The 25,722-nt window shown below is 71.1% G+C and carries 26 protein-coding genes and 1 riboswitch; of the genes, 21 read left to right on the top strand and 5 right to left on the bottom strand.

Features of this window, described 5'->3' with window-relative positions; all coding sequences use genetic code 11:
* Positions 1-16: 16 nt before the first annotated feature.
* Positions 17-78: riboswitch (Fluoride riboswitch) on the bottom strand.
* Positions 79-214: 136 nt separating this feature from the next.
* From FKO37_RS12155 to FKO37_RS12110, 10 genes are all read left to right on the top strand, one after another.
* On the top strand, positions 215-1,066 hold the full coding sequence (locus FKO37_RS12155) for a DUF4129 domain-containing protein (protein ID WP_037359856.1): 852 nt from the start codon (positions 215-217) through the stop codon (positions 1,064-1,066).
* Positions 1,063-1,497 carry a hypothetical protein gene (locus FKO37_RS12150; RefSeq protein ID WP_037359854.1) on the top strand — a complete coding sequence of 145 codons (435 nt, stop codon included), beginning with the start codon at positions 1,063-1,065 and terminating at the stop codon, positions 1,495-1,497. Before FKO37_RS12155 ends, FKO37_RS12150 begins: the two co-directional genes overlap by 4 nt.
* Positions 1,494-2,462: a MoxR family ATPase gene (locus FKO37_RS12145; protein WP_037359852.1), complete on the top strand. Its 969-nt coding sequence runs from the start codon at positions 1,494-1,496 to the stop codon at positions 2,460-2,462. The genes FKO37_RS12150 and FKO37_RS12145 overlap by 4 nt, the downstream gene beginning before the upstream one ends.
* The gene (locus FKO37_RS12140) at positions 2,459-3,697 is read left to right on the top strand and encodes a DUF58 domain-containing protein (protein ID WP_051165935.1); all 1,239 of its coding nucleotides are present in this window, start codon (positions 2,459-2,461) and stop codon (positions 3,695-3,697) included. The genes FKO37_RS12145 and FKO37_RS12140 overlap by 4 nt, the downstream gene beginning before the upstream one ends.
* Positions 3,694-4,164, top strand: coding sequence for a hypothetical protein (locus FKO37_RS12135; protein WP_143271430.1), 471 nt, complete (start codon positions 3,694-3,696; stop codon positions 4,162-4,164). The genes FKO37_RS12140 and FKO37_RS12135 overlap by 4 nt, the downstream gene beginning before the upstream one ends.
* Before the next feature lie 31 nt (positions 4,165-4,195).
* Complete coding sequence (gene eno / locus FKO37_RS12130; protein ID WP_200862802.1) at positions 4,196-5,488, top strand: phosphopyruvate hydratase; 1,293 nt, start codon at positions 4,196-4,198, stop codon at positions 5,486-5,488.
* Positions 5,489-5,491: 3 nt separating this feature from the next.
* Complete coding sequence (locus tag FKO37_RS12125) at positions 5,492-5,932, top strand: hypothetical protein (RefSeq protein ID WP_037359848.1); 441 nt, start codon at positions 5,492-5,494, stop codon at positions 5,930-5,932.
* Positions 5,929-7,254: a hypothetical protein gene (locus FKO37_RS12120; RefSeq protein ID WP_037359845.1), complete on the top strand. Its 1,326-nt coding sequence runs from the start codon at positions 5,929-5,931 to the stop codon at positions 7,252-7,254. Before FKO37_RS12125 ends, FKO37_RS12120 begins: the two co-directional genes overlap by 4 nt.
* Complete coding sequence (locus FKO37_RS12115; RefSeq protein WP_037359843.1) at positions 7,251-7,532, top strand: hypothetical protein; 282 nt, start codon at positions 7,251-7,253, stop codon at positions 7,530-7,532. The genes FKO37_RS12120 and FKO37_RS12115 overlap by 4 nt, the downstream gene beginning before the upstream one ends.
* A gap of 370 nt (positions 7,533-7,902) precedes the next feature.
* Positions 7,903-8,547 carry a PhoU domain-containing protein gene (locus FKO37_RS12110; protein WP_037359841.1) on the top strand — a complete coding sequence of 215 codons (645 nt, stop codon included), beginning with the start codon at positions 7,903-7,905 and terminating at the stop codon, positions 8,545-8,547.
* Positions 8,548-8,592: 45 nt separating this feature from the next.
* Here FKO37_RS12110 and FKO37_RS12105 read toward each other — a convergent pair whose 3' ends face one another.
* The 3 genes from FKO37_RS12105 to FKO37_RS12095 form a co-directional block, all read right to left on the bottom strand.
* Positions 8,593-9,726 (bottom strand): site-2 protease family protein, encoded by a 1,134-nt coding sequence (locus FKO37_RS12105; protein WP_081655054.1) that lies wholly within the window; start codon positions 9,724-9,726, stop codon positions 8,593-8,595.
* A gap of 404 nt (positions 9,727-10,130) precedes the next feature.
* Positions 10,131-10,442 (bottom strand): hypothetical protein, encoded by a 312-nt coding sequence (locus tag FKO37_RS12100; RefSeq protein WP_051165934.1) that lies wholly within the window; start codon positions 10,440-10,442, stop codon positions 10,131-10,133.
* A gap of 163 nt (positions 10,443-10,605) precedes the next feature.
* Complete coding sequence (locus FKO37_RS12095) at positions 10,606-11,835, bottom strand: hypothetical protein (RefSeq protein WP_051165933.1); 1,230 nt, start codon at positions 11,833-11,835, stop codon at positions 10,606-10,608.
* A 316-nt stretch (positions 11,836-12,151) separates the two neighbouring features.
* Here FKO37_RS12095 and FKO37_RS12090 point away from each other — a divergent pair, with 316 nt between their 5' ends.
* The 4 genes from FKO37_RS12090 to FKO37_RS12075 are packed head-to-tail and all read left to right on the top strand — an operon-like array spanning position 12,152 to position 15,630.
* The gene (locus FKO37_RS12090; RefSeq protein ID WP_235079085.1) at positions 12,152-12,988 is read left to right on the top strand and encodes a transporter substrate-binding domain-containing protein; all 837 of its coding nucleotides are present in this window, start codon (positions 12,152-12,154) and stop codon (positions 12,986-12,988) included.
* 10 nt (positions 12,989-12,998) lie between these two features.
* Positions 12,999-13,643 (top strand): amino acid ABC transporter permease, encoded by a 645-nt coding sequence (locus FKO37_RS12085; RefSeq protein WP_037359837.1) that lies wholly within the window; start codon positions 12,999-13,001, stop codon positions 13,641-13,643.
* A 2-nt stretch (positions 13,644-13,645) separates the two neighbouring features.
* Positions 13,646-14,455 carry an amino acid ABC transporter ATP-binding protein gene (locus FKO37_RS12080; protein WP_051165932.1) on the top strand — a complete coding sequence of 270 codons (810 nt, stop codon included), beginning with the start codon at positions 13,646-13,648 and terminating at the stop codon, positions 14,453-14,455.
* Complete coding sequence (locus FKO37_RS12075; protein WP_101437998.1) at positions 14,452-15,630, top strand: aminotransferase class V-fold PLP-dependent enzyme; 1,179 nt, start codon at positions 14,452-14,454, stop codon at positions 15,628-15,630. The genes FKO37_RS12080 and FKO37_RS12075 overlap by 4 nt, the downstream gene beginning before the upstream one ends.
* Before the next feature lie 50 nt (positions 15,631-15,680).
* Here FKO37_RS12075 and FKO37_RS12070 read toward each other — a convergent pair whose 3' ends face one another.
* Entirely contained in the window at positions 15,681-16,538 is an 858-nt protein-coding gene (locus tag FKO37_RS12070) for an alpha/beta fold hydrolase (RefSeq protein ID WP_101437997.1), read from the bottom strand.
* Positions 16,539-17,587: 1,049 nt separating this feature from the next.
* Positions 17,588-17,950 (bottom strand): metalloregulator ArsR/SmtB family transcription factor, encoded by a 363-nt coding sequence (locus tag FKO37_RS12065; protein WP_101441101.1) that lies wholly within the window; start codon positions 17,948-17,950, stop codon positions 17,588-17,590.
* Positions 17,951-18,143: 193 nt separating this feature from the next.
* Between FKO37_RS12065 and FKO37_RS12060 the strand changes: the two genes are divergently transcribed.
* The 7 genes from FKO37_RS12060 (at position 18,144) to FKO37_RS12030 (ending at position 25,719) form a co-directional block, all read left to right on the top strand.
* On the top strand, positions 18,144-20,078 hold the full coding sequence (locus tag FKO37_RS12060; protein ID WP_101441100.1) for a heavy metal translocating P-type ATPase: 1,935 nt from the start codon (positions 18,144-18,146) through the stop codon (positions 20,076-20,078).
* A gap of 468 nt (positions 20,079-20,546) precedes the next feature.
* A complete protein-coding gene (locus FKO37_RS12055) occupies positions 20,547-20,888 on the top strand; it encodes an NADH-quinone oxidoreductase subunit A (protein WP_037359835.1) in 342 nt (113 codons plus the stop codon).
* Positions 20,879-22,090, top strand: a complete 1,212-nt coding sequence (locus FKO37_RS12050; protein ID WP_101437996.1) for a hypothetical protein — start codon at positions 20,879-20,881, stop codon at positions 22,088-22,090. Before FKO37_RS12055 ends, FKO37_RS12050 begins: the two co-directional genes overlap by 10 nt.
* The gene (locus tag FKO37_RS12045; RefSeq protein ID WP_101437995.1) at positions 22,083-23,009 is read left to right on the top strand and encodes a complex I subunit 1 family protein; all 927 of its coding nucleotides are present in this window, start codon (positions 22,083-22,085) and stop codon (positions 23,007-23,009) included. The genes FKO37_RS12050 and FKO37_RS12045 overlap by 8 nt, the downstream gene beginning before the upstream one ends.
* A 16-nt stretch (positions 23,010-23,025) precedes the next feature.
* Entirely contained in the window at positions 23,026-23,589 is a 564-nt protein-coding gene (locus FKO37_RS12040; RefSeq protein ID WP_101437994.1) for an NADH-quinone oxidoreductase subunit J, read from the top strand.
* Positions 23,586-23,891 carry an NADH-quinone oxidoreductase subunit NuoK gene (gene nuoK / locus FKO37_RS12035; protein WP_101437993.1) on the top strand — a complete coding sequence of 102 codons (306 nt, stop codon included), beginning with the start codon at positions 23,586-23,588 and terminating at the stop codon, positions 23,889-23,891. The genes FKO37_RS12040 and nuoK overlap by 4 nt, the downstream gene beginning before the upstream one ends.
* A gap of 4 nt (positions 23,892-23,895) precedes the next feature.
* Positions 23,896-25,719 carry an NADH-quinone oxidoreductase subunit L gene (locus tag FKO37_RS12030; RefSeq protein WP_101437992.1) on the top strand — a complete coding sequence of 608 codons (1,824 nt, stop codon included), beginning with the start codon at positions 23,896-23,898 and terminating at the stop codon, positions 25,717-25,719.
* Positions 25,720-25,722 lie beyond the last annotated feature (3 nt).

The raw sequence follows: 25,722 nt of genomic DNA, 5'->3' as shown, positions 1-25,722 counted from the left end.
CTTCCACACCAGCTCGGCACTGGTAGAAGCCATCAGCCGGGGGCGGCGGTTGCGGCGAGCTTCATCGCCTCACCCGAGCATACCCGAGCCAGCCCTCCGGCTGATCGCGTCCGGCGTCCGGCCGTGGCACAATCGCAGGCAGGTGATGGGGCTCACCACAACCGCGGCACGCCGCTAACGGTCCCTGACGAACACGTCAGGGAGAGGTGTGCGAATGCGACACCGGGGTGAAGCCACCGCGCTGATCACCGTCGGCGTCCTGCTGGCGCTCGGCGTGGCCGGAGTGCGTGCCCGCGGAAACGCCCGCTGGTCGTTCGCGGGGCCGTTCGCGCACGTCGGGGGCACGACGCTGGCTGTCCTCACCTCGATCCTCGTCCTCGCCGCGGTTCTTCCGGTGCTCGCGTTCTTCGCGGCGCTGCGCCGTCGCCGGAGGCCTGAGGACGACGACTTCGAGGCCGTCCACGAGCCGCTGGGCACGAAATGGGGCCGGCGGTGGGCAGTGCTGATCACCCTGGCCGTCGTCGCCGCACCGCTCGTGGTCCTGGCTGTCGTGGCGTCGCGAGCCACCCCGCCGACGCAGCCTCCAGTCCGGTTCGTGCCCCCTCCGCCAGCAGCCGCGCCCTCGGTGGCTTCCCCCGGCGGCGGGCCGTCCTGGCTGTTGCCGGTCGTGCTGCTGGCAGCCCTGCTCCTGCTGCTTCTCCGATGGCACCGCCGGGCGCCGCGTCCGATCGAGGCGTCAGGTGGTCTGGCGGAGGCTGCGGCAGCGGGCCGCGGCGAAATCGTCGCGGCGGTCACCGGCGGGCCGCGAGGGGCGATCCTGCGGTCGTTCGCGGCGATGGAGCGCGCACTCGCACAGTCCGCGGCGGCACCCCGGCTCTCCGACACCCCGTCGGCGGTGCTCGCCCGCGCCGCAGACGGCGGACTCGTGCGCGCAGGACCGGCACAGCGGCTGGTCGACGTGTTCGCCGAAGCACGCTTCAGCAGCCACCCGATCACCGGCGCGCACCAGGACACCGCGCGCCAGGCCCTGGACGAACTCCTCCACGACCTCGGCAGGCGACCATGATCACCGTCCTGTTCAGCGTCGCCGCGGCGGTCCTGCTCGCCGTCGGCTATGCGATCGCCTCGGTCGCAGGCCTCTTCGTCACCGCAGTGCTGATCACCGTGCTGGCGATAGTCAACGTCCGGGCAGCTCTGCGCCCCTCGCAGACCGCGGCCGCACCGGCCCGCGAGGCTCGGCGGCCGGACTTCCCCGGCTATGCCAAGCTCGCCGCCGCCGTGGCCTGGTCCGGCACCTCCCGGCACGCCTGGGACTGCGACCTGCGCCCGGTCCTCGTGCGCCTGCTGGGACCGGACCCGGACGGAAGGCGCCTCCTCGGCGAAGACCTCTGGCCGCTGGTCGACCCGAGCCGCGCGCGGTCCGGCGACCGCGACGCCCCAGGACCGTCGCACCAGACCCTCGCCGCGATCCTCGACCGCTTGGAGGCCCTCCGATGACGCTCACCGACGCCGCCATGACCGGAGCCCGCTCGACCGCCGTCCTGGACGAGGTCGAACGCGCCGTCGTCGGCAAACGCGCCGTCCTGGAGCTGATCCTGCTCGGCGCGCTCGCGCGCGGGCACGTGCTCATCGAAGACCTGCCCGGCCTCGGCAAGACACTGATCGCCCGATCGTTCGCGACCGTGCTCGGCCTCGGCTTCGCCCGCATCCAGTTCACCCCGGACCTGTTGCCCTCCGACGTCACCGGCGCCGTCGTCTACGACCAGGCCGACCGGCGGCTGGTGTTCCGGCCCGGGCCGGTGTTCGCCAACCTGCTGCTTGCCGACGAAATCAACCGCACCCCGCCGAAAACCCAGGCCGCGCTGCTGGAAGCGATGGCCGAAGGGCAGGTCACCGTCGACGGGCGCACGCACCCGCTGCCGGACCCGTTCGTCGTGCTCGCCACCGACAACCCGATCGAATACGAGGGCACCTATCCCTTGCCCGAAGCGCAGCTCGACCGGTTCGCCCTGCGCGTCCGCATCGGCTACCTGCCCGCCGAACGCGAACAGGACATGCTCCGCCGCCGCCTCGACCGCGGCTCCGCTCCGGCCGCGCTGCACCAGATCCTGGCTTCCGGCGAGCTGACCGCCCTGCGCGAATCGGTGGAACAGGCCGAGGTCGACCCGGACGTCCTGGCCTACGTCGTGCGGCTCGCGGCGGCGACCCGCGAGCACACCCAGGTGGTGGTCGGCGCCAGCCCCCGGGCCTGCCTGGAGCTTGTGCAGCTGGCCCGCGCGAAGGCGCTGCTGGCCGGCCGGGACTATGTCGTGCCCGAAGACGTCAAGGATCTCGTGCCCGCGTGCTGGGCGCACCGGCTCAGCCTGCGGCCCGAACTGTGGGTCCGTCAGGTGCGCGGCGAAGACGTGCTCGCCCGGATTCTCGACGACGTCCCCGTCCCGCGCGCCGGGCGGCCGACATGAGCGCGTATCCGGTGCACTGGCATCCGACCCCGCTCGCAGTGACACTCGCGACCTGTGCCGGACTCGCGATGCTGACCGGGATGCTGCTCGGCCGGGCGGACCTGATCGGGTTCGCCGCACCTCTGCTGGGCGCTCTCGCCGTCGGCCGCCGACGCCGGACGCCCGCCGAGTCGCTCACCGTCGATACCGCGCTGCCGGAGCCCCGCTGCCTTGAACACGACACAGTTCCGCTGACCGTCGACGTCCACGCACGCGGCGCGGCCGACGAGATCTCCGTGTCGCTGCCCACGCCTCGCATCGCTGCGTCCACTGAGGACGGACGCACGTTCGCGCTGCGACTGCTCCGTTGGGGGCGCTGGTCCGTACAACCGCGAGTGGCCGCCTACGCCCATTCAGGATTGCTCGAAGCCGTGGTGATCGCGGACGCCGGCGAAATACGCGCCTACCCCCGTACCACGACGCTCGACAGCCTGCCGCGCCCCGCTGATCTTCCCGACCGCGCCGGAGTCCACATCGGACGACGCAGGGGCAGCGGCATCGAATTCGCCGCCGTCCGGCCCTACCAGCCGGGAGATCTGCTGCGCCACGTCAACTGGACCGCCACCGCACGGCGAGGACAGCTGTACATCACCGATCGGCTCGCCGAGCAGGCCGCCGAGATCATCGCTGTGATCGACACCTTCTCCGCCGTCCCGCAGTCCGGCGGGTCCACATTGGACCTCGGCGTGCACGGCGCGACCGCCGTCGTGCGGACGGCCCTGCACCGGGGCGACCGGGCCGGCGTCGTCGCGCTCGGCGGGATCCTGCGCTGGATCGGCCCGGATGCCAGCGCGCGGCAGTTCTACCGCGTCGCCGACACTGTGGTCGAGGCCCGTCTCGACGATGCCGTCGTCGAGCCGGACCTCTCCCGGATCCCGCGGCCCGCGCTGCCGCCACGCGCCGCCGTGATCGTGTTCTCGCCGCTGCTCGACCACCGCGCGCTCAACGCCGTGCAGGACCTGCACCGCAGGGGGTGCGCGATCGTCGTGGTCGACACGCTGCGCACCGAACCGCCCATCGGCCGAGACGCCGAGACCGACCGCCTCGCAGTACGGCTGTGGCGCCTCGACCGACGCCGGGTCGAAACCCGCCTGACCGGCCTCGGGATCCCCGTCGTCCAGTGGAACGAGCGCCAGCAGCTCGACGACGTCCTCGGACCGCTCAGCCTTCGCCCGCTGATCGGGAGGACCCGATGAACACACTCGCCCGCGGACCGATTCCTATGCTCGGCACCGGCGTCCCCATGGCCGCCTCCACTCTCCAGGTCTCGCCCGTCGTCGTGGCCAGCGCAGCCGTCACGCTGCTGTTCGTCCTCGTCACCGCCCGCTGGCCGGGCTCATGGGCCGCCCCGCTCGCGGTCGTGACCGCTGCCTTCGCCGTTGCCGTGGGGACGCCGTCGCCGCCCGCAGCCTGCGCAACCGGGTTCCTGGCCCTCACGTTCCTGCTCGCCGGCGAAGCCCGCCGCACCCTCGCAGGCCATGCCGACCTGCCAGGCTGGCTGCGCCACCGCAGCCGCCTGCTGCTCGGCGGGCTCGCCGGCATCGCCGCAGCCCTCGTCGGCGACATGTGGACCACCGGCTCGCCCTGGCTTGCCGCAGCAGGCGTTCTCGCACTCGGCGGGGCGTACCTGCTCGCCGTGCGCCCCCTTGCCCCACCGCAATAAACCACGCGTCCCGACCCTTACGGAGAACGTCATGACCACCATGCAGATCACCGACCTCCGCGCCCGCGAAATCCTGGACTCCCGCGGCCGTCCCACTCTGGCCGTCGCCGTCTCCAGCGGGTCGCGGCACGCCACCGCGACTGTGCCTTCCGGTGCCTCGACCGGCCGGAACGAAGCCTGCGAACGTCGCGACGGCGACCCGGCCCGCTACGGCGGCGCGGGAGTCCTCGGCGCCGTCGAGTCGGTCAACACCGAGGTGCGGCACCTCCTGATCGCCCGCCACTGGACCGGTCTCGCCGAGATCGACCTGGCAATGGTCGAGCTGGACGGCACTGCCGACCGCAGCCGCCTCGGCGCGAACGCGATCGTCGGCGTGTCCATGGCGGTCGCCCGTCTGCTCGCGGACGCCGAGAAGGTTCCGCTGTGGTCCTGGCTGCACGTCCCGGGCGGGCGGCCGCGGCTGCCGGTGCCGCACTTCAACGTCCTCAACGGCGGCGCGCACGCCCGCACCGGCCTCGACTTCCAGGAATTCATGATCGCCCCGCTCGCCGCGGCCAGCCTGCCCGAGGCGATCCGCACCGGCGCGGAGGTCTACGCCGCGCTCCAGGCGCTGCTGACCGAACGCGGATACACCGTCGGTCTCGGCGACGAGGGCGGCTTCGCTCCGGACGTCACCCGGCCCGAAGACGCGCTGCAGCTGCTGCTCCGCGCGATCGAGGACGCCGGCTACCCGGCCGGCCAAGACGGCATCGCCATCGCGCTGGACCCGGCCGCGTCGCAGTTCCGCCAAGCCGACGGCACGTACCTGGTCAACGGCCGCCGGCACAGCTCGTCGGATCTCGTGCAGCGCTACGTCGAAATGGTGCGCGACTTCCCGATCTGGAGCATCGAAGACGGCATGGCCGAGGACGACCTCGCCGGGTGGCGCGAACTCACCGCGGAACTCGGCGACCGCATCCAGCTGGTCGGCGACGACAACTTCGTCACCAACCCGGCCCGCATCGCCCGCGGCGCCGGCCTCGGCGTCGCCAACGCCGCCTTGATCAAGCTCAACCAGGTCGGCACCGTCACCGAAACCCTCGAAGCGATCGAGATCTGCCGCGAACACCGCTACGGCCAGATGATCTCGCACCGATCCGGGGAAACGACCGACGACTTCATCGCCGACCTCGCCGTCGGCACCGGCTGCGGACAGCTCAAGGCCGGTGCCCCGGCCCGCGGCGAACGCGTCGCGAAATACAACCGCCTGCTGGAGATCGCCGCCGACGCGCCCGAACTCCCTTACGGCATCCCGGAAACCGCGTTCACCGTCCGCCTGGGATGAACCGTGCCCGGCTTCCTGCACCGCTTCCGCCGCCCCGCGCTCTCCGCCAGAGAGCAGCTGGCGCGGTTGTCGTCGGTGCTCGACCGCGCCGCGGCAGTAGCACCGGAGACCGAGACCGCCGTACGAGCCTGCGGCGCCGCTGGTGACGTGCCCGGCGCCATCGGCCACGCCGGCAGCGAACTCGTCAGCACCTACCACCGGCTCCGCGAAGAACTGAACAGCATCCCCGTGGACCGCGAACGCGCCCCGCTGGCAGACGAAATCGGCCGGCTGCTGCAGTACCACCAATGGCTCATGCGCACCGCCGTGCAGCTGGCCTTCTCCCTCAACCAAGACCCGCGCCGCGAAGCCATGCGCCGCCGACTCGACGGCGTCGGCCCACCCGCCGCGCGACTGCAGGCTCTCCGCGACCAAGTGGCAGAACGTCTCCGGAGCGAGCCGTGAACACCCCACGAGACGATGATGAACGCCACCGCCTCATTCGCGCCCTGGCCGACGACGGCTGCCTCCTGTGCCGCGACAAAGACGCCGCCGAACACCACTGGCACACCTGGTACGTCATGGAAACCCACCGAGATCCCGGCTACCGCCGCCGGATCGCGGCCGCTGGCGGCTTCTGCGCACGCCACCTGCGTCTGTTGACCACCACCTCCGAAGGCATCCGGGTCCTTCCCTCGCTCCTGGGAGATCTGATCGCCTCCGCTCTCGGCGGCGTGACCGGCTGCCACTGCGATCCCTGCGACAAAATGACCGCCGCCGTCGACCGCCGTCTCGGCGCCCTCGTCCGATGGCTCGACGACCCCGAGGTCATCAACGGAATCCGCCGGCTGTGCACCCACCACCTGCTCGACGTCCTGAACACAGCTCCGTGGCCGTTCGCGACCACACTCGCCGCCATCGCCCGGGACCAGCCATACACGCCTCCCTCCGATCCCGACCTCCTCATCCGGGCTCCGCACCTCACCGCCGCGGCCGAACTCTTCGCCGAGGACGACAAACGACTCACCGAACAGTCCACAACAGACAGAGCAACCCACGCCCTCGACCTTCCCTGCTGCCCCGTATGCCGCGCCCGCAGCCGCGGCGAACTGCGTTACGCCACCTGGCTTCTCGGCCAAGACGTCGCCCGCCTCGACCCCGGCGAGCCCTGGCTTTGCCCGACGCACCTCGCAGACGCCACCCTTCTCGACCACGACAGCGCCTGCACGATCTGGGCGACGATGCACCAGGCCGAACACGCCCGCCTTGCCCAGCTCGCCGACCGCCTCGACGCTTCGCCGCTCCCCGGGTTTTTCGCCCGCCTTCGCGCAGCCTGGCCGCACCTGCTCGAACGTCGCCGGGACAGGGCCGCTGCCGCATTTCGACGTCCGGAACGATTCGTCGCCGAGGCCCTCCGGAACTTCCGTGACAACCAACCCTCGTGTACTGCCTGCGCCGCGGGCGACCTCGCCGAACGTCGCGAACTCGCACTGCTCGACGCGGCCTCCCTGCACCACACCGTCCGCGAACGCTGGACCCGCGGCCACGGACTGTGCCGTGACCATGCCGCACTCGCCGCATCGGACCTCGCCAAAGACGTCCTGCGCAGCCGCCTGACGCTGCTGGGCTGGGAGCTTGAGGAAACCCAGCGCAAACACGCCTGGCACACCCGCCACGAACCAGCGACCCCAGCCGAAACGTCCTGGCCCCGCGCGATCCCCTTCCTCCGCGGCGATGCCTGCCTCGGCCTCGCCCCCGCCGAATTCGACGACCAGGACACGCCATGAGCGCCCCGCACACCCCCGACCCCGGCTACGCCGGCCGGGGTCCGATGTTCTGGCTGCCGCCACACGGCTTCGGCAACGGAATCTCCGCGCAGGCCTGGGCGGAGATCGCCGACCTCACCGCCGAGGAACTCCCCGAAGCACTGCTCGCCCTCACCGAAGCCGACATCGCCGCCTACACCGCGGCCGTCCGCGGTCGCCCCGGCTATTACCGGCTGTGGGTCGACTCGCTGCGCTATCTCCATGCCGAAGACGTCCTCATGGACGTCCTGCGCTCCTGACGCCGAAATCCCGCACGCGGACCAGCAACCCAGCGAGCGAGACCACGATGAACGCGCAGCCTCCGCCGAACTGATCGAACGCCGCCCAGCCGCACCAGGAACTCGGCGGCCGAACATGCCCGCGGAAACGTCACTTCCGCGGAGGGGGCGGATCCTGCCCGCGTTTGGTGCCGCAGTTCTGCCGTGACGTCCAGGCGTACAGCGCGAAAGCGCTACCCGCCCAGCGCCTGCCGTGGCCGGAATGCTCGGCACCGGGCGAAGGGCTGGGCGTGCTCGCCGGGCGGCGATGTCGCCGGACGTGCTCGCCGGATCCGGAAGGGTGCCAGTGTGCGGATGCCGAGGTCCAGGTACAGCGTTAGGCTCGTTGTTCATGCGGGTGACCTTCCACGGCGAGCTGGTCCAGCTGCGCGAGCAGCTGGTCGCGATGTGCGCGATGGCCGCTCAGGCGATGCGGCAGGCGAGCCGGGCGTTGCTGATGGCCGACCTCGACCTGGCCGAGCGGGTGATCGCCGGAGACGCCGCGCTGGATCAGGCTCGCGGCGGCTGCGAGGATCACGCGCAGAGTCTGCTGGCGTTGCAGGCTCCGGTCGCCAGCGACCTGCGAAGCATCCTCGCCGCGGTCTACTCGGCGGAGAAGATCGAGCGCATGGGCGACCTGGCTGCCCACATCGCCGACACCGCACGCTTCAGCCATCCCGACCACGCCGTGCCCGCCGACCTTGAGGACACGTTCGCCCGGCTGGGCGAGATCGCCGCCGGCATGGCCGACCGGCTGGGCGAACTGATCGGCCAGCCGGGCGTCGACGGCTTCGCCGAACTCGACGAGACCGACCACGCTGTCGATGCCCTGCATTCCCGGGTGCTCACCACGATCACCGGCCCCGGCTGGCCGTACGGGGTGCGCACGGCCACCAGCCTGGCACTGCTGGCCCGCTTCCACGAACGCTTCGCCGACCAGGCCGTCTCCGTCGCCAAGCGACTGGACTTCGCCGCCACGGGCGAGTTCCCCGCATAGCCGGCTGACGAGACGCAGACTGCTCAACGAACGACCCGTCCGGCCTCAGGAGCGAGCCGCCCGCGGATCCAGATCACCCTCCGCGAGCAGGCCCTTCGGTACACCGGCCCGATCGACGACCACAAGCTCGGCACCGCTGCGCACGCGTTCGGCGAGTTCCCGTCCGCGGAGACCAGCCGGGACGATCGCGTCCTCTCCGACCGTCCGGGCAACAGCCACGACAGGCACGGCCGGGCGCTGCGCCGGCGGCACCGCAAGCAGCGCCGACCGGCTCACGACTCCCCAGGCCCGGTCCTCGACGTCGAGGACCACCAGCTCCCGCACGCCGTACTGCTCGGCCACCATCAGCGACTCGGCAACGGACAGATGCTCGGCGACCGGAAGGACCGGCCGGCACAGGCTGCCGGCATCCGGCACCGGGAGGACGGCTTCGCTCAGCGCCTCCGACGCGCCTGCCCAGATCATCACCCCGGCGAAGACGAAGACGGCGGCGAACATGATCCCCGTCGAGGCACCGCCCAGGAGCCGCACGAGCGGAACCACGACGATCAGCACCGCGAGCAGACGCCCGAACCAGCCGGCGATCCTCGTCGCGCGCCGGCGGTCTCCGAAGACCCGCCACGCACCGGCTCGCAGGAGGTGCCCGCCGTCCAGCGGCAGCCCCGGCAGCAGGTTGAACAGGGCCAACGCCACGTTGAGAACAGCGAAGACATGGGTGAGCACCTCCGCCAGACCCGTCAGCGGCACCAGATCTTCAGCCAGGGCGGCCAGACCCGCCACCAGAACCGACGCCGCGGGCCCGCCGGCCGCCAGCAGCGCCTCGCCTCCGGGCGTGCGCGGGTCCCGGTCGAATTCGGTCGCACCGCCCAGCAGGTCGATCGTGATTCGCTTCGCCGGCATCCCGAGCGCCCGCCCCGCCGCCACATGGCCGAACTCGTGCACCAGCACGGACAACACCAGCACCGCTGGAAACACCAACGCCACCGCGTACCGCGCGATCCCGAGGCCGGGCGCCCACCTCCCTACCCACGGTGCGAACACGTAGACCATCAACGCGGCCAGCAGCGCCATCCACGGGCTCATCCGGACCGGAACCCGGCCGATCCGGCCGCACCCCCAGTCTCCGCCGCGCCGGCCCCACCGCGAAACGGCGCCTGGACCGCGCTGATGACGTCGCATGGAGTCATATTACTATATAGGTTAGTACTAATTGAGTTCCCGAGCCGGAGAGGAGGCGCGATGCCGCTCTCCTGCCCGATGACCGACGAAGCAGCCGCATATCTCCTGAAGAATCTGAGACCCGCGGAGCACGAGCGATTCCGGCGGCACTTGCGAGTCTGCATCGCGTGCCGCCGCGAGACCGACGAGCTGGGGCCCGTCGTCGACCTCCTCCGGGGCTTGCGCCCGGACCGTCCGGAGCACAGACCGGCGGACTGAAAACACGAACGCGATCTCCTGCTGTGATCGGCTGTCCGGCGCGCGAAGGAGAGCAGCGCTGCCGAAAATCACTGCCGCCTGAACCGTTCGGCCAGCTGGGGATCATTCTCCCACCACAGTCCTGCGGGCAGGCCTGCCCCCGCTGTTCAGTCGCCGCCGCCGCTGGGCTGAGCGGGCGACGTACCGGGTGCGGCGGAGCCCACCTCGATCGTCGTGTCCATGCCGAGTTCCTTGTGGTTGCCGACCGGGCAGGAAAGCTCATAGCGCCCTGGCTGGAGCGTGACGGTGAAGCTCCCCGACTCGCCGCCGCGCAAGGTGCCGGTCTTCTGATCGGCACCGCCGGGTCCGGCGAGTTCCAGCGCGTGGACTGTCGTTCCGCTGTTGCTCGCGACGAAGGTGTAGGTGCCGGGTGCCCACGTTCGCTGCGGCAGCCGGATCGCGAACTCGGTCAGCTCCACCGCGACCCGCGTCCCCGGCGGCGCAGCGCTCGACGACCGAGCCGGCGAAGCTGGGCTGCCGGGCGATCCGGCACCGCTCCCGCCGCATCCGGCCGCGCCGAGCGCCAGGATTCCGCCAGCCGCGGCTGCCCGGAGACCGCCCCGCCGACACGTCGCGCCGCGCCTAGCCATGGCGGCCGCCCGACGCCGGATCGCAGTAGTCGATGTCGTTCGTGGGATGGAACGGCCCCACGAGCAGCGCCCGCTTGAACGGGCCGCCCTCGGCGATCTCCTCCGCCGAAACGTCCAGCGTGAACTGGTCCCCCGGACGCAGCCGGCGGCCGGCGATCACGACCGGGGCGCGCACGAGGTAGATCGCCGACCAGGGGCAGCAGTAGTAGTTGCCGATCGCCGCGCCGCTGGCCGTGGTCCCGGCCGCGATCGCCTCCGCCCGCAGCGCCGCATCGATCTGCGCCTGGATCGTCAGCGTCGCCGCGGGGTCCGGGTCGCAGCGCCACAGGTGATCGATTGCCCGGCGCGCGGCCGGGTCGCGCTTCCAGCTCGCCCGGCTTGCCGGGTCGGTGAGGCACCACGGGTCGAAGCCCGCCTGTCCGGGAACCGGCAAGGCCGGTCCCGACACCATCGCGACCTGGACGTCGGGGCGATCCAGCAGAGCCGGCATCGCGAGCAGCTGCCCGATGAGGTAGTAGCGCTCGATCGCGCACTTGACCGAGTTCTCGACCCGCTGATGAACGGCCGCGTCAGCGTTCGGGGACCACAGCGACTCCGCGTAGGACGCAGTGCCCTCGGCTTCCGCCACCATCCCGTCGACGGTGGCCGCGAGGGCGTTCTTGCCCGCGGGGATTCCGGTGCGGGCGAAGTCGGCCTGCGCTGCCTGAACATGGTCGCGCATCGTCCGCACCGCGGCGAGCATGGCGGCCAGATGCGCACGCGGACACGGTTCGGCCTCGACCCAGGCGGGAAGCGAGGCGGGCAGGCTCACCTCGGCGGCGACGTCGAAACCGGGGTCGCGCGCGGCCCGTCGTGCGCGCGACGACCACTGCTCGACCTCGCCGAGGAACGCGGCCGCCTGCTCCGCCGTCACCGGCGGAAGGTATCCGACGGTCCGGGGAACCGCCGTGTAGTCCGCCTCGACGAACTGGTCGCCGAGGGTCTGCAAGGCGAATGCGTTCCAGGTGCACAGCAGCTGGCTCAGCTCGCCTGGGCGCGCTTGCCACAGCGTGGCCCCGCGGCCGGCAAGGCGGTCCCGGAGTTTCTCCGCCGTCAGCAAGTCCTCGTACGCGCCCGCACCGGCTCGCCGGTACGCCTCCACCGTCTCGGCCGAGACCTCTCCCCGCAGCACAGCCGCGAGCCGGGTCATCAGCGTCGGCCGCACCGCTTGCTGCTCCGGCATGAGCGTCCACCTTCCACTCCGGACAGACCGTCAATCTACTACTTGAGTTAGGAGCGAGGAAGCGCGCGCACGCGTCGTCGCCTTGTTCGCGCAGGCAGCCGGCAGTAGGTTGACGGCCCTCGGCTCGCCCGCCGCGACCTTACGCTCAGGTCGTTACGGTTCGGTTTCCAGTCCGACAGCCGGGTGAACCCCCGTTGACCCATACCCTAGGGGGGCATACAGTCCACTCGTTCGAGTGATGCGCATCACGACCGAAGCGGCTGCCGCGACGGGTGTCCGATGGCCGCCAGATTCCTCTGTCCCCAAGGGAGCCGCCATGCGCAAGGTACGGATGCAGCTGTCGCGAAGGGTCGTCCTGTCCTCGGTTCTGATCGTCTCGGCCGGGACGGTGCTCGGTTGTTCGAGCGCAGCCTCCGGAGACGTGCTGCAGAAGGTGCGCGACAGCGGCACCTTGCGCGTCGCGCTGACACAAGCGAATCCACCGTGGAATTTCGTTGGCCCGTCGGGCACTCCGATCGGCTACGACGTGGATGTCGCCAACGAACTGGCGCGCCGGATGGGCGTCGGGAAGGTCGAATTCGTCCAGGCGAGTTTCCAGACGTTCATCGAAGGCATCAAGGCGGGCCGGTACGACATGGTGATCTCCGGCCAGACCATCACCGCGGCCCGCAAGCAACAGGTCGACTTCTCCCGGCCCTACGAGGTGAACGGAATCTCGGTCTTCGTTCAGGCGTCGAATCCGAAGATCGCCTCGCTGACCGACCTCAAGGGCAAGACGGTCGCGGTGTCGGCAGGCACGACGCAGCAAAGCTTCGCACAGGACAAGATCCCGGACGTGCAGGTGAAAACGTACGAGAACGCGACACTCGGCCTGACCGATCTTTCCCGCGGGAACGCCGACGCGATGCTGGTTTCACGCTTCCAGGGCAGTTACCTGGCCAGCAAGAACGGCCTCGCCGTGAAGCCGGTGGGACCGCTGCTGGAGAGCGAGGTCAACGGCATGTCCTTCCGCAAGGATTCGCCCGCGCTCAAACAGGAAGCCGACAAGGCGATCGCCGCGATGATCGCCGACGGCACCCTGACCCGCATCTCGAAGCAGTGGCTCGGCGGCCTGGACATGGCGGCCGAACTCAAGACCGCGCCGGCGAACTAGGGAGGACGTCATGGACCTGCTCGCCAACGCGTTTCCCATGCTGGCCAAAGGACTCGGCGTCACCGTGCTGCTCGGCGTGGTGTCGTTCGCCCTCGGCTCGGCGCTCGGTGCGCTGATCGCACTGGCGCGGATCTCGTCGATCCGGGTGCTGCGGGCCGTCGCGATCGGCTACGTCTCGGTGTTCCGCGGCACCCCGCTGCTGATCCAGATCATGGTGCTCTACTTCGGACTGCCGCAGCTGGGCGTCCAGCTGGAGCCGATCCCGTCAGCGATCCTGGCTCTGACGCTGTTCTCCGCCGCCTACCTCAGCGAGAACTTCCGCGGCGGAATCCTCGGTGTCGACAAAGGACAGTGGGAAGCCGCCTCCTCGATCGGCATGCCGTACTGGCGCACTTTCCGCAGGATCGTGTTCCCGCAGGCGATCCGGATCGCGACGCCGGCGGTCGGCAGCCGCTTCATCGCACTCATGAAGGACACCTCGCTGGCGTCGGTGGTGACCGTGGTCGAGCTGACCCGGGTCGCGGAAAGCGTGGGAAACGCCAGTTTCCGTTACATGGAGGCATTCCTGCTCGCCGGGCTGATGTACTGGCTGATCAACACGTTGCTGTCGCTCGGGCAGAGCGTGCTCGAAAAGCGGATGGGAAGGGCGTACTGAAGATGACCCAGCCGATGATCGAACTTCGCGGCATCCACAAGCGCTTCGCCGACCTCGAGGTGCTCCGCGGCGTGGACCTGACCGTCCGGGCCGGCGAGGTCGTGGTCCTCATGGGACCGTCCGGATCGGGCAAGACGACCCTGGTGCGGTGCATGAACCTGTTGGAGGAGCCCGATTCCGGGCATCTGCGCGTCTGCGACTGCGCTTTCGACTGCGGTTCGCCGCGCGACCGCGCCGGACGGCGGCTGGCGCGGCAAGCCCGCCGGCGAACCGGCATGGTCTTCCAGCAGTTCAACCTGTTCCCGCACATGACCGCCCTGGGCAACGTCATCGAGGGGCCGCGCCAGGTCCGTCAGCTGCCGATGTCCGAGGCGATCGCCCTCGGCGAGCGGCTGCTGGACAGGGTCGGGCTGTCCGGAAAACGCGACGAATACCCATCCCGCCTCTCGGGCGGTCAGAAGCAGCGAGTCGCCATCGCCCGGGCGCTGGCGATGGAACCGCGGGCAGTGCTCTTCGACGAACCCACCTCGGCACTGGACCCCGAACTGCACGCCGAGGTGCTGGAAGTCATCAGGGAGCTGGCCGGAGAAGGCATGACCATGGTGATCGTCACGCACGAGACCCACTTCGCCCGCGAAATCGCCGACCGCATCGTGTTCATGGACGGCGGCGTCATCGTCGAAGAAGCGGCGCCGGAAGCCTTCTTCACCCGGCCGACCCAGGAACGGGCACGCTCGTTCCTGCGACTGGTGGATCACACGGGCGCGACGGCAGCCGCGCCCCTCCCCCGACGCGGCGAGGAGGCGGTATGACCCCGTTCGACGTCGACACCGCACGCAAGGAAACGCCCGGCTGCGAGACGGTCGTGCACTTCAACAACGCCGGAGCCGCCTTGATGCCGCGTCCGGTGCTGGACAGCGTCATCGGGCATCTCAATCTCGAAGCGAGCATCGGCGGATACGAGGCCGCTGCCGCCGCGAACGACGCCCTGGAAGGCGTCTACCCGTCGGCGGCGCGCCTGCTCGGCTGCGCACCGGACGAGATCGCGTTCCTCGACAGCGCCACCCGGGCCTGGGACTTGGCGTTCTTCGCGATTCCGTTCCGGCCCGGCGACCGCGTCCTCACCAGCGAAGCCGAGTACGCGAGCAACTTCATCGCCTACCTGCAGGCCGCCGAGCGCCACGGCATCGAGGTGGCGGTAGTGCCCAACGACGAATCCGGCCAGATTTCGGTGCCGCGGCTGCGCGAGATGCTCGACGACCGGGTCCGGCTGGTCTCGCTGACCCACGTGCCCACCAACGGCGGCCTGGTCAACCCGGCGGCGGAAGTCGGCCGCGCGGCCCGCGAGGCCGGCGTGCTGTTCCTGCTCGACGCCTGCCAGTCGGCCGGCCAGATCCCGCTCGACGTCGACGCGATCGGCTGCGACCTGCTGTCGCTGACCGGGCGCAAGTACCTGCGCGGGCCGCGCGGGACCGGGATCCTCTACGTCCGCCGCGAACGGCTGGCCGAGCTGACACCGCCCATGCTGGACCTGCACGCCGCCAAGTGGGTAGCGCGCGACCGCTACGAGATGCGCGAGGACGCACGCCGGTTCGAATCCTGGGAATTCAACGTCGCGGCGAAAATCGGCTTCGGCGCTGCGGTCGACTACGCGCTCGGCTGGGATCTCGACGCCATCTGGGAGCGCGTCAGCCGGCTTGCCGCCGACCTTCGCCCCCGACTGGACGAACTGCCGGGTGTCCGCGTGCGCGACGTCGGCGCCGAGCAGTGCGGAATCGTCTCCTTCACCGTCGACGCCATGACCGGCGACGCGGTGAAAACGGCGCTGGCACAACACTCGATCAACGTGAGCGTGTCCCGCGCACCGTCGACTCGCTGGGACATGGAGCATCGCGGCCTGGCCGAGGTCGTGCGCGCCTCGCTGCACTACTACAACACCGTCGAGGAGATCGACGCCTTCTGCCGCGTGCTCCACGCTGCCGGATGAACTCGGCCGGCCTCGCGGAGTCGCTCCGATGCGGCGGAAGCGCCTCCACCTCACCGAATCCGCTGCGGGAGCAGGCTCGCCAGGGCTTCCTCCTGGCGGCCGAACATCGCGAGGTGCCCTTCGCCGCGGCAGCGGTGCAGCGCCGCGCCAGGGATCCGAGCCGCGAGATGTTCGGCGTGGTGGAACGGGACCAGCGAATCGCGGTCGCCGTGCCACAACGACACCGGGACGGCGATCGCGGCCAGGTCGAATCCCCACGGCCGCACGAATGCCAGGTCGTCCGCAATCACTCCGGCCCAGCCCTGCCGGGCAGCCTCGGCCAAGCCCGGTGCCAGGGCTTCGCCGAGCCCGTCGATCCCGCCGAATGCCCGCACCTCGTCCGCCGGCAAGTCCGCCGCAAGGCTCCCGCCGGAGAGAAGGCTCTCCAATCGCTCCGGTTCCTGTGCCGCGCACGAGAATTCGCGCGCGTTCGGCGCGTGCATCCCCTCGAACGCGCCCGGCCGGTCGAGCGGTCCGATCCCGCACGTGAGCGCCACCGCAGTCACTCGGTCCGGACAGGACCATGCCGTCGCGAGCGCGAAGGGTGCACCGCCGGACATCCCGGTCACGGCGAACGCGTCTACGCCGAGAGCATCGGCCAGCCGCGCGGCATCGCACGCGACGTCGAGCAGCGTCCGGCCCGGGCGCGGGTCGGAGCGGCCATAGCCAGGCCGGTCGAAGGTGATCAGCCGGACGCCGAGTCCGGCAGTCGCCTCTTCGCCGGGAAACTGTTCCCGCCTCGACCCGGGCGTGCCGTGGAACCGGAACACCGGGAATCCGTCGCGGTTGCCCCGCTCCTCGAACGCGAGCCGCCTGCCGTCTTCCAGCTCCACGGTTCGCGCCGGGAAGCTGTCTTGCGTCGGTGCCATGGCGCAACCGTACGAACGAGCACGCTCGCTCGCCTCCACCCCAAGGTTGATCCCGGGTCGACAGCCCGGCAGGCTCGCCGGTCGAGATCGATGCCTTCTGCCGCGCTCCGCATTGCCGGATGATCTCGGCCGAAAGCACGCCTGAGGATCAGGTGCGGCCCATCGCCGACCCCGCCGGACGGGGCAAAACTCTTCCGCGGCAACGTACCCGCTGACCGACCGCACTCTTCGGCAGCTCGGGCGAGCGACCGAACATCGCGATGTGCCTTTCGCCTCGGCTCGCGGCGACGCAAGCGCCGCAGCAGGTTGCCGATGTACGAACTTGCCCGAGGCGGGATCCGGTCCTTTCGATCTTCCTGAGATGTGGACGGCAGTGCGGCGGGGCCAAGGCGCCGCAGCAGCCGTTTCGAGGGTCGCCTGTGCGAGCGCGGCGGTGACCCGGCGCGAGGCGGGTGCGGCGTCATGCTCAGCGGCCTCGTTGCCGACCTCGCCGGTCTCCCGGCAGGCCGGCACGCAATGCCAGGGACTTAACCTTCGTGGCCTCGGCCCGCTGACCGTCCATAAAGGACGTCGGGATCGCCGAAATGCTCTATCGATGCCCGCATGACTGTTTTCGCAGGTCCGCGAGGGGAACCCTGAGGGACTCAGAGTCAATGCCAGGAACTTAAGCCGCGTCGACACGGCCTGCTGACCGTCCACAAGAGAAGCCGACGCCGCCGGAATGACCGATTGATGCCCTTCTGACCGTTCCCGCCGCGCACCCAATGCCACATTGGGTGCGTCGCATGCACCCAATGCCACATTGGGGCGCTGGCCCTCCCTCTGCCGAGCCACCGAGTCCAGCCAGCTCTGCGACCTAGGACAGACACGCCTCAACCGCACCCACAGCTTCACCTCAAGTTCCTGGCATGGGGAATCAGAGTCCCTCCCCGCGCGGCCGGCCGGAACCGATCGGCGGGGGCACAGCGGCTCCGCCCCGGCGGACCGGCGTCGAGTTCCGGCAGGGCGCTTCCGCGGACTCGGTGCACCACCCCGGGTTCCGAGGACGGTCAGCCCGCGGTGCGGGGAGCGTCGCTCAACCCGAGACGCAAGTGCTCGCTGTGGTAGACGGCTTCGTCCAGCAGCTGGGCGACGTGGTTGTCGTAGAGGCTGTAGACAATGCTGCGGCCGGTCCGGGTGCCGGTGACCAGGCCGAGATTGCGCAGCAGCCGCAACTGATGCGACACCGCGGACTGTTCCATGCCGATCGCCTCCGCGAGCGCGGTGACCGGCCGGGGTTCGTGCCGCAGTTCGGTCAGGATCAGCAACCGGCTCGGGGTGGCCAGCGCCTGCAGGGTGGTGGCGACGTGCGCGGCCGACTCGGCGTCGAGCCGCGCTGCCGGGCGGTCGCGCCCCTGCACCCCGTGTCCCATGCGGTGCAGCATAACTCACCCCATAACGCATGAAGACATCTTCATGTGTTCTGTTATCGTGATCCGGTCAGCCCGCTCGTCTTGGAGGTTCCTCGTGGTCTCGTCGCCCACCGTCGCAGCCGGCGCTTCAGCTGTCGCGGCGTCTGCCGAGGCTGTCCCCGCACGGCGGACCCGGCTGTTCGCGCTGGCGGAGATGCGCTGGGCCGCGGCCGCGCTGGCGCTGTTCCTGGCCGGGCTGGCCGTGCAGCTGGCCGGCGGTCCGGCGTGGGCGTGGTGGGCGCTGTACCTGGCCTGCTACATCACCGGCGGATGGGAACCCGGATGGGCCGGGCTGCAGGCGCTGCGCGAGAAGACCCTGGACGTCGACCTGCTGATGGTCGCCGCCGCGATCGGGGCCGCGGCGATCGGGCAGGTGATGGACGGCGGCCTGCTGATCGTCATCTTCGCCACCTCCGGCGCGCTGGAGGCACTGGCCACCGCCCGCACCGAGGACGCGGTCCGCGGCCTGCTCGACCTCGCGCCCGAAACCGCGACCCGCCTCGGCCCCGACGGCGCCGAGCACACGGTGCGGGCGGCCGATCTGGAGGTCGGCGACGTCGTGCTGGTGCGGCCCGGCGAGCGCATCGCCGCCGACGGCGCGGTCGTGGGCGGGGCCAGCGAAGTCGACCAGGCGACCATCACCGGCGAACCGCTGCCGGTGGACAAGACGACCGGCGACGAGGTGTTCGCCGGCACCCTCAACGGCACCGGGTCGCTGCGGGTGCGCGTGGACCGCCGCGCCGAAGACTCCGTCGTCGCCCGCATCGCTTCCCTGGTCGAGCAGGCCAGCCGGACCAAGGCGAAAACCCAGCTGTTCATCGAAAAAGTCGAGCAGCGCTACTCGCTCGGCATGGTCGCCGCGACCATCGCCCTGTTCGTGCTCCCGCTGCTGTGGGGCGACCCGCTGCAGGACTCGCTGTTGCGCGCGATGACGTTCATGATCGTCGCCTCGCCCTGCGCGGTGGTCCTCGCGACGATGCCGCCGCTGCTGGCCGCGATCGCCAACGCCGGGCGCCACGGCGTGCTCGCCAAGTCCGCCGTCGTGATGGAGCAGCTCGGCGCGACCACCCGCGTCGCCTTCGACAAGACCGGCACTCTCACCCGCGGCGTCCCGGAGCTGGCCGAGATCCGCGTCCTGCCCGGTACGCGCTTCACCGAAGACGACGTCCTGCGGCTGGCCGCAGCGGCCGAGCACCCCAGCGAGCACCCGCTCGCCGCCGCTGTCGTGCGGGCAGCCCGAGCCCGCGGCCTCGAACTGCCCGCCGTCGACGAATTCAGCGCCCAGCCCGGGCGCGGCGTCTCCGCGCGGGTAGAGGACCGGTTCATCCAAGTCGGCTCGCCTGGCGCCCTCCTGCCGGAGGGAGACGGCACGGCCGGCCTCGCCACCGCCGCCTCCGCGGTCGACGCCCTGCAGCAGCGCGGCAGCACCGCCGTGGTCGTGCGGTGCGAGCACCAGCCGATCGCGGTACTGGCGATCACCGACCAGCTGCGCCCCGAAGCCGCCGGCACCGTCGCGGCAGTCACCCGGCTCACCGGCGCCGCCCCGGTCCTGTTGACCGGAGACAACCATGCCACAGCCCGGAAACTGGCCGGCCAGGTCGGGATCGCCGACGTGCGCGCCGGGCTGCTGCCCGACGACAAGGTCATCGCCGTGCGCGAACTGGCAGCCGACGGCCAGCGCGTCACCGTGATCGGCGACGGCATCAACGACGCCCCCGCGCTCGCCGCCGCCCACACCGGAATCGCGATGGGCGGAGCGGGATCCGACCTGACCCTGCAGACCGCCGACGCCGTGATCATCCGCGACGACCTCGCCACGGTCCCCGCCGTCATCGCGCTGTCGCGCCGAGCCCGCCGCGTCGTCACCGCCAACCTCGTCATCGCCGCGACCTTCATCACCGCCCTGGTCCTCTGGGACCTGATCGGCACCCTCCCGCTCCCGCTCGGCGTCGCCGGACACGAAGGCTCCACGGTCATCGTCGGCCTCAACGGCCTCCGCCTCCTGCGCGCGGCGGCCTGGCGCCGCGCCGTCCGCGAGTCCGCACCGGCCGCCGGCGGAGATCGGGAAGCCGCGACGTCCGGAACCTGACGCTGCCGATCGTCGCGACTTTCTTGCCAGCAGCGGATTTCGGCCGCCGCGGTGTGTTCTCCCGGAGATGGCCGGGGCACCAGCCGTCCGGGCCCGCCGCGCGAGGTCGACGAATCGCCACAGTTCCAGGCCAACGACATCCCGCCGGCCGCAGCGTCCGAAGAGGACAGTCGAGCGGCCCCACCTGCTCGTCTGTCCGAGCCACCCCGCCAGATCACGCGCCCCGGAACCGGAACACAGGAAACCTGCCGAGGTCGCCCGCTCACCGGCCGCCTGGCGTTTCCATGCCACGGCCCACCCGTACGAAACACCGCTCCAACCCGCCCTCTGCACCGAAGCCGATCCCAGATCGACAGCCCGCGAGCGCCCCTATAGCATTACCCCGTACCCGTATAGGAGCGTCGAACTGCCGGTCCCGGTCCGGCCCTCTAAGCTCCGTAGTAGACCGATGCAGACCGAGGAGGCGGAGTGCTGGGTGCGCTCGCGGCCCTTGCCGCGGTTGTCCTGCTGGCCGCCGGCGGCTACGCCTTCGCGCGGCTGGTCCGGCTCGCGCCGACCGCACGGGACGTCCTGCCGTTCCTCTCCGGCGGTTCCCCGGCCGAGCACGCGGTGTCCCGTTTCCACGTCCGCTGGTACCCGATCACCATGGTGTTCCTCGCCTTCGACATGGAGATGGTCTTCATGTACCCGTGGACGCTGGTCGTCAAGGAAGTCGGGACCACGGCGGTCGTGGAGATGTTCGCGTTCCTCGCCGTGCTCTTCGCCGGAGTCTGGTACGCGCGGCGGGAAGGCGTGTTCCGATGGACCTGACCGCCTGGCTGCTCCAACGGATTTCGGTGCGGCCGCTGCTCGTCAGCACGGTCGGGGGAACTGCCGCCCGGCTCGCCGCGGAACAGCGGGTCCGCCGGCGCGGCTGGCGTCCCGCGCTGAACCCGGCCGAAGCGAACCTGCTGATCGTCGCCGGACCGCAGGATCCGGCGATGGAGCCGTTCCTCGAAGCCGTGTGGCGCGTCGTCCCGGAACCCCGGTCCCGAGCCGACATCGCCGATCCCGCCGAGGCGGACGCCAAGCTGACCGAGGCGGAACAGCAGCTCCGCTCCGGGGTGCTGCCGCCGGATGCCGACCTGGACCGCCACGAAGCAGCCCGCAGTCAGCATCCTCCGGCCGACAACCACGGAATGCACGGCCACGAGATGCACCACGGCGGCGACGCTGAGCCCGGCATGGGGCACGGCGGGCACGACATGAGCAAGCACGGCCACCAAGCCCACGACTCGGACGATGGCGGGCACCAAGGCCACGACATGGGCCACAGCGAGCACCAGTCCCACGACATGGGGCACAGCGGGCACCACGGACACGACATGGGCGGGATGTCCATGCCCGGCGGCATCCCGATGGCGGACCGCGCCGACGACCGCGACGGCCTGAAACTCGACCGGCTCACCGTGCCGCTCGGCCCGGTGCTGCCCGCGTGGCCGGCCGGGCTGCTGGTGCGGACAACGCTGCAAGGCGACGTGATCCAAGAGGCCGAAGTCGAAGCGGTGCGCGGCCACCCGCACGGCATGGAGCCGTTCTGGGACACGCTCCCGCTCGAAAGCACCCGGATCGCCGCGCGACGGCTCGACAGCTGCGCGCGGCTGCTGTCCGTCGCGGGCTGGGAGGACGCCGCCGTCGCCGCCTGCCGGTTGCGCGACGATCTGCTCGCCGGACGCGACGTCGGCGGCCAGCTGGCCCGGTGGGCCCGCCGCGTCCGGCGGTCGAGGACGCTGCGCTGGTCGTTGTCCGGGCTGGGGCGGCTCGACCGCGGAGCGCTGGCCGGCGACACCGCCGATCGCCTGTACCGCTGGCTCGACGAGGCGACCGGCACCGCACCGGCCACCGTCGAGGACCCGGACGAAATTCTCGCTCTGCTGCCCGATCTGCTCGCCGGTGCCGAACTCGCGGCGGCGCGGTTGATCGTCGCCGGGCTCGATCCCGATCTCGAGCGGACGCGGGTGACCCATGCGTGACGAACTGCCCTGGTGGGCAGGATTGCTCCTGCCGCTCGTGCTGGCGGCCCTCGCCGCGGCGACCGCGTCGACGGACGCCGTGCTCACCGCCCGGACCGCGGGAGCACCGGCACGACAGGCGCTGACCCTCCCGCTGCGCGACCTCGCCGGATTCCTGGTGCAGCAGCGGCGGCGCACACTGGCCGCAGATGTCCTCTTAGGACAGAGCGGAGCGGTCGCGCTCCTGGCCGCCGCCGTGCTCGCGTCGCTGGTCACCCCATTCGGCCAGCGGCCGGTCGCGGACTTCTCGATCGGCATCGTCTGGTTCAACGCCATGGAGGTGGTGGCCTGGGCGGCCGTCTGGCTGGTCGGCTGGGGCGCCAACTCGGCGTACGGCCTGGTCGGGAGCTACCGGTTCATCGCGCAGGGGCTGGCCTACGAGCTGCCGCACATGTTCGCGTTGATCACCGCGGCGCTGGGCGCGGGTTCGCTGCGGGTGCCGGATGTGGTGGCCGCGCAGAGTTCACTGTGGTTCGCGGTGTGGATGCCCGCCGCATTCGCCGGGTACCTGCTGTCGGTTCCGGCGATGGCGTTCTGGGGCCCGTTCGATCACCCGGTCGGCTCCGACGCGTCCGGCGGAGCGGCGGCCGAACTGTCCGGAGTGGACCGTCTGGTGTTCCTCGGCGGACGCTGGCTGCTGCTGGTGTCCGGGGCGGCGTTCGCGGTGCCGCTGTTCCTCGGCGGCGGCGCCGGGCCGCTGCTGCCGCCGTGGTTGTGGTCGGTGGTCAAGACCCTCGCGGTGCTGGCCGTGCTGGTGTGGCTGAAACGCCGGCTGCCGACCGTGCGGATGGAGCGCTACCAGGAGATCGCCTGGGTCGTGCTGATCCCGGTGACGCTGGTGCAGGCGCTGGTCGTCGCTGTCGTTGTGCTCGTTCGCTGAGGAAGGGAGCAGTCGCATGTGGACACAAGTCGCGTTCTGGGCCTGCGCCGTCGCGGCGGTCGCGACGGGAGTCGCGGTGTTCCGGGTCGACTCGATGGCGCGGGCGACCTTCGCTCTGCTGGCGTCGTTCGTCTTCGCGGCGGGCACGCTCCTGCTGCTGAACCTGGCCTACCTCGGGATCCTGGTCGTGCTGATGATGATCATGGAGATGGTCGTGATGGTCGTCTTCATGATCATGTACATGATGAACCCGGCCGGGTTGATGCCGATGACGATGGTGCACAACCAGAAGGGCTCGCTCGCGATCTCCGGCGCGGTGTTCGCCGCGCTGGCCGCCGGGATTTTCCTGGTTCCGTGGCCGGCATCCGCCCGGCCGCGCCCGGCCGACCCGACACGGGCGCTGGGCGAGGCGCTGATGGGGTCGAAGATGCTCGTCATGATGGTGCTCGGGCTGTGCCTGTTCGCCACGATGGTCGCCACCGTCGTCCTGGCGACCCACCGCGGCCGGTACGACCGCTACGGCGACCGTCTGGACGCGAAACGTCCGGACGATCCGGTGCGGGGAGGGCTGAACCGGTGACCCTGCAGGCTTTTCTCTTGCTGGCCGCGGCGTTGTTCAGCGTCGGCCTGTACGGCGCGTTGTCGCAGCAGTCCATCGTGATGATCATGATGGGCCTGGAGCTGATGGCGAACGCGGTGATCGTCGCCGGAGCCGCCTTCTGGTACTTCGTCTCCCCCGATCGGCCCGACGGCCAGGTCGTCGTGCTCGTCGCGGTGACGCTGATGGCGGTGGACATGGCGGTCGGCTTCGCCGTCGTCACGGCGATCTTCCGGCGTCGTGACGTCGACCTGACCGACTCCGCCGCCGACCTCAAGGGCTGATCCGATGACGCTGTGGCTGTTGATCGGTCTTCCCCTCGTCGCCGGTGCGGTGCTGCTGCTTTCGCGCCGCAGCGGCGACCGGATCGCGCCCGCGGTCGGCATGGGCATCGCCGTGGCGACGCTCGCGCTGGCGGTCGCCGCCGCGGTCGCCCGGCCCGCCGTGACCGTTCCGCTGCTCGCGAACCTGCCGATCGGGCTGGCGGTGGACGGGCTGTCCGCGGTCATGGTGATCACTGTCGCCGCGGTTCTGGCGGCGGTGCTGGTGTTCGCGGCCGGCGAGTTCGGCGCCGAGGAATCACGGGCGCGTTTTCACGGGCTGATGCTGGTGTTCGCCGGGGCCATGCTGGTCACCGTCACCGCGCGCGACCTCGTCGTCCTGTTGATGGCCTGGGAGGTCATGGGGGCCTGTTCGTACGCCCTGATCGGCTTCTGGTGGCAGGAGAACCGCCGGGTGGAATCCGGGGCGATCGCGTTCCTCGCCACGAGGTCGGGCGATCTCGGCCTGTATCTCGCGGCAGGGGCGGCGCTGGCGGGCGGGGTCCCGGGGCTCGCCCTCGCCGGGCTTCCCGGCGCGGCGGGCGGCTGGCGCGACGCCGTCGCGGCCGGACTGGTGCTGGCCGCGCTGGGGAAGTCCGCGCAGCTGCCGTTCAGCTTCTGGCTTTCCCGCGCGATGGACGGCCCGAGCCCGGTCTCGGCACTGCTGCACTCGGCCACGATGGTCGCCGCCGGGGCGTACCTGCTGATCCGGGTCGAGCCGTTGCTGGGGGCGACGGGCTGGGCCGCGGACACGGCGGCCTGGGCCGGGGTGGTGACGGCGCTCGTCCTCGGCGTGGTGGCGGTGGTGCAACGGGACCTCAAGCAGGTGCTGGCGGCCTCGACGTGTTCGCAGATCGGGTTCATGGTGCTCGCCGCCGGAGCCGGGGGCCAGGCAGCCGGGACCGGCCAGCTGGTCGCGCACGCGGCGACGAAGAGCCTGCTGTTCCTCGGCGCCGGGGCCTGGCTCTTCGGGCTGGGGACGAAGGATCTGCATCGGCTGCGCGGCGCGGCACGGCGGTATCCGTTGCTGGGCGCGGTTTTCAGCATCGGCGCGCTGACGCTGGCCGGGGTGCCGCCGCTGTCGATCTGGGTGACCAAGGACGCGGTGCTCGCGTCCGCGCTCGCGCACTCCCCGGCGCTGTACGTCGCCGGCCTTGCCGCCGCACTGGTCAGCGGCGCCTACGTCGGACGGATCCTGACCATCCTCTGGGCTCCCGCCGGCACCGCGCCGGGCGATCGCCTGCCCGCGCTGCTGCTCGCGCCGTTGCCCGTCCTCGCGGCCGCCGCCGCGCTGCTCGGGATCGGCGGTGTGCCCGGCCTGTCGCGGCGGTTCGCCGAACTCCTCGGCGCCGCGGAGCCCGTCGAACCGGGCTGGGCGCAGCTGGCCGCGTCCGGCGTCATCGCCGTCGCCGGTGTCGCGGGGGCCGCGGCCTGGACCCGTGCCCGAACGCTGCCCGAGAACGGAGCGCTGGCCGACTGGTTGCGGCTGGAACGCTTGGCGCACCGGGCTTTCGTCGTGCCGGCCGACTGGCTGGCGCGTAGTCTCGCCCGCTTCGACGACCGGGTCGTGGACGGCGGCGTGCGCGCGGCCGCGGCGACCGGCGCGGCGCTGGCCCGGCTGGCCGATCTGCGCGTCGAGGTGTCGATCGAGGCCGTCGTCCGCGGCGTGTCCGGCGGCGCGCAAGCGCTCGGGCGGCTCGCGCGCCGGCCGCAGACCGGGCAGCTGCACCACTACTACGCCCAAGCCGCGATCGCTCTGGGCGTCCTGGCCATTCTGGTGATCTTCCTGTGACGA

This window comes from Amycolatopsis sp. Poz14, from assembly GCF_006704225.1.
Taxonomy (GTDB): Bacteria; Actinomycetota; Actinomycetes; order Mycobacteriales; family Pseudonocardiaceae; genus Amycolatopsis; species Amycolatopsis nivea.
The sequence above is the reverse complement of the archived record's forward strand: the minus strand, read 5'-3'. Positions and strand labels throughout refer to the sequence as shown.

Coding starts and splice junctions, on each gene's coding strand:
- FKO37_RS12155 (WP_037359856.1), top strand. CDS start 215: ATGCGACACCGGGGTGAAGCCACCGCGCTGATCACCGTCGGCGTCCTG.
- FKO37_RS12150 (WP_037359854.1), top strand. CDS start 1,063: ATGATCACCGTCCTGTTCAGCGTCGCCGCGGCGGTCCTGCTCGCCGTC.
- FKO37_RS12145 (WP_037359852.1), top strand. CDS start 1,494: ATGACGCTCACCGACGCCGCCATGACCGGAGCCCGCTCGACCGCCGTC.
- FKO37_RS12140 (WP_051165935.1), top strand. CDS start 2,459: ATGAGCGCGTATCCGGTGCACTGGCATCCGACCCCGCTCGCAGTGACA.
- FKO37_RS12135 (WP_143271430.1), top strand. CDS start 3,694: ATGAACACACTCGCCCGCGGACCGATTCCTATGCTCGGCACCGGCGTC.
- eno (WP_200862802.1), top strand. CDS start 4,196: ATGACCACCATGCAGATCACCGACCTCCGCGCCCGCGAAATCCTGGAC.
- FKO37_RS12115 (WP_037359843.1), top strand. CDS start 7,251: ATGAGCGCCCCGCACACCCCCGACCCCGGCTACGCCGGCCGGGGTCCG.
- FKO37_RS12110 (WP_037359841.1), top strand. CDS start 7,903: ATGCGGGTGACCTTCCACGGCGAGCTGGTCCAGCTGCGCGAGCAGCTG.
- FKO37_RS12105 (WP_081655054.1), bottom strand. CDS start 9,726: ATGCGACGTCATCAGCGCGGTCCAGGCGCCGTTTCGCGGTGGGGCCGG.
- FKO37_RS12095 (WP_051165933.1), bottom strand. CDS start 11,835: ATGCCGGAGCAGCAAGCGGTGCGGCCGACGCTGATGACCCGGCTCGCG.
- FKO37_RS12090 (WP_235079085.1), top strand. CDS start 12,152: ATGCGCAAGGTACGGATGCAGCTGTCGCGAAGGGTCGTCCTGTCCTCG.
- FKO37_RS12085 (WP_037359837.1), top strand. CDS start 12,999: ATGGACCTGCTCGCCAACGCGTTTCCCATGCTGGCCAAAGGACTCGGC.
- FKO37_RS12080 (WP_051165932.1), top strand. CDS start 13,646: ATGACCCAGCCGATGATCGAACTTCGCGGCATCCACAAGCGCTTCGCC.
- FKO37_RS12075 (WP_101437998.1), top strand. CDS start 14,452: ATGACCCCGTTCGACGTCGACACCGCACGCAAGGAAACGCCCGGCTGC.
- FKO37_RS12070 (WP_101437997.1), bottom strand. CDS start 16,538: ATGGCACCGACGCAAGACAGCTTCCCGGCGCGAACCGTGGAGCTGGAA.
- FKO37_RS12065 (WP_101441101.1), bottom strand. CDS start 17,950: ATGGGACACGGGGTGCAGGGGCGCGACCGCCCGGCAGCGCGGCTCGAC.
- FKO37_RS12060 (WP_101441100.1), top strand. CDS start 18,144: ATGCGCTGGGCCGCGGCCGCGCTGGCGCTGTTCCTGGCCGGGCTGGCC.
- FKO37_RS12050 (WP_101437996.1), top strand. CDS start 20,879: ATGGACCTGACCGCCTGGCTGCTCCAACGGATTTCGGTGCGGCCGCTG.
- FKO37_RS12045 (WP_101437995.1), top strand. CDS start 22,083: ATGCGTGACGAACTGCCCTGGTGGGCAGGATTGCTCCTGCCGCTCGTG.
- FKO37_RS12040 (WP_101437994.1), top strand. CDS start 23,026: ATGTGGACACAAGTCGCGTTCTGGGCCTGCGCCGTCGCGGCGGTCGCG.
- FKO37_RS12030 (WP_101437992.1), top strand. CDS start 23,896: ATGACGCTGTGGCTGTTGATCGGTCTTCCCCTCGTCGCCGGTGCGGTG.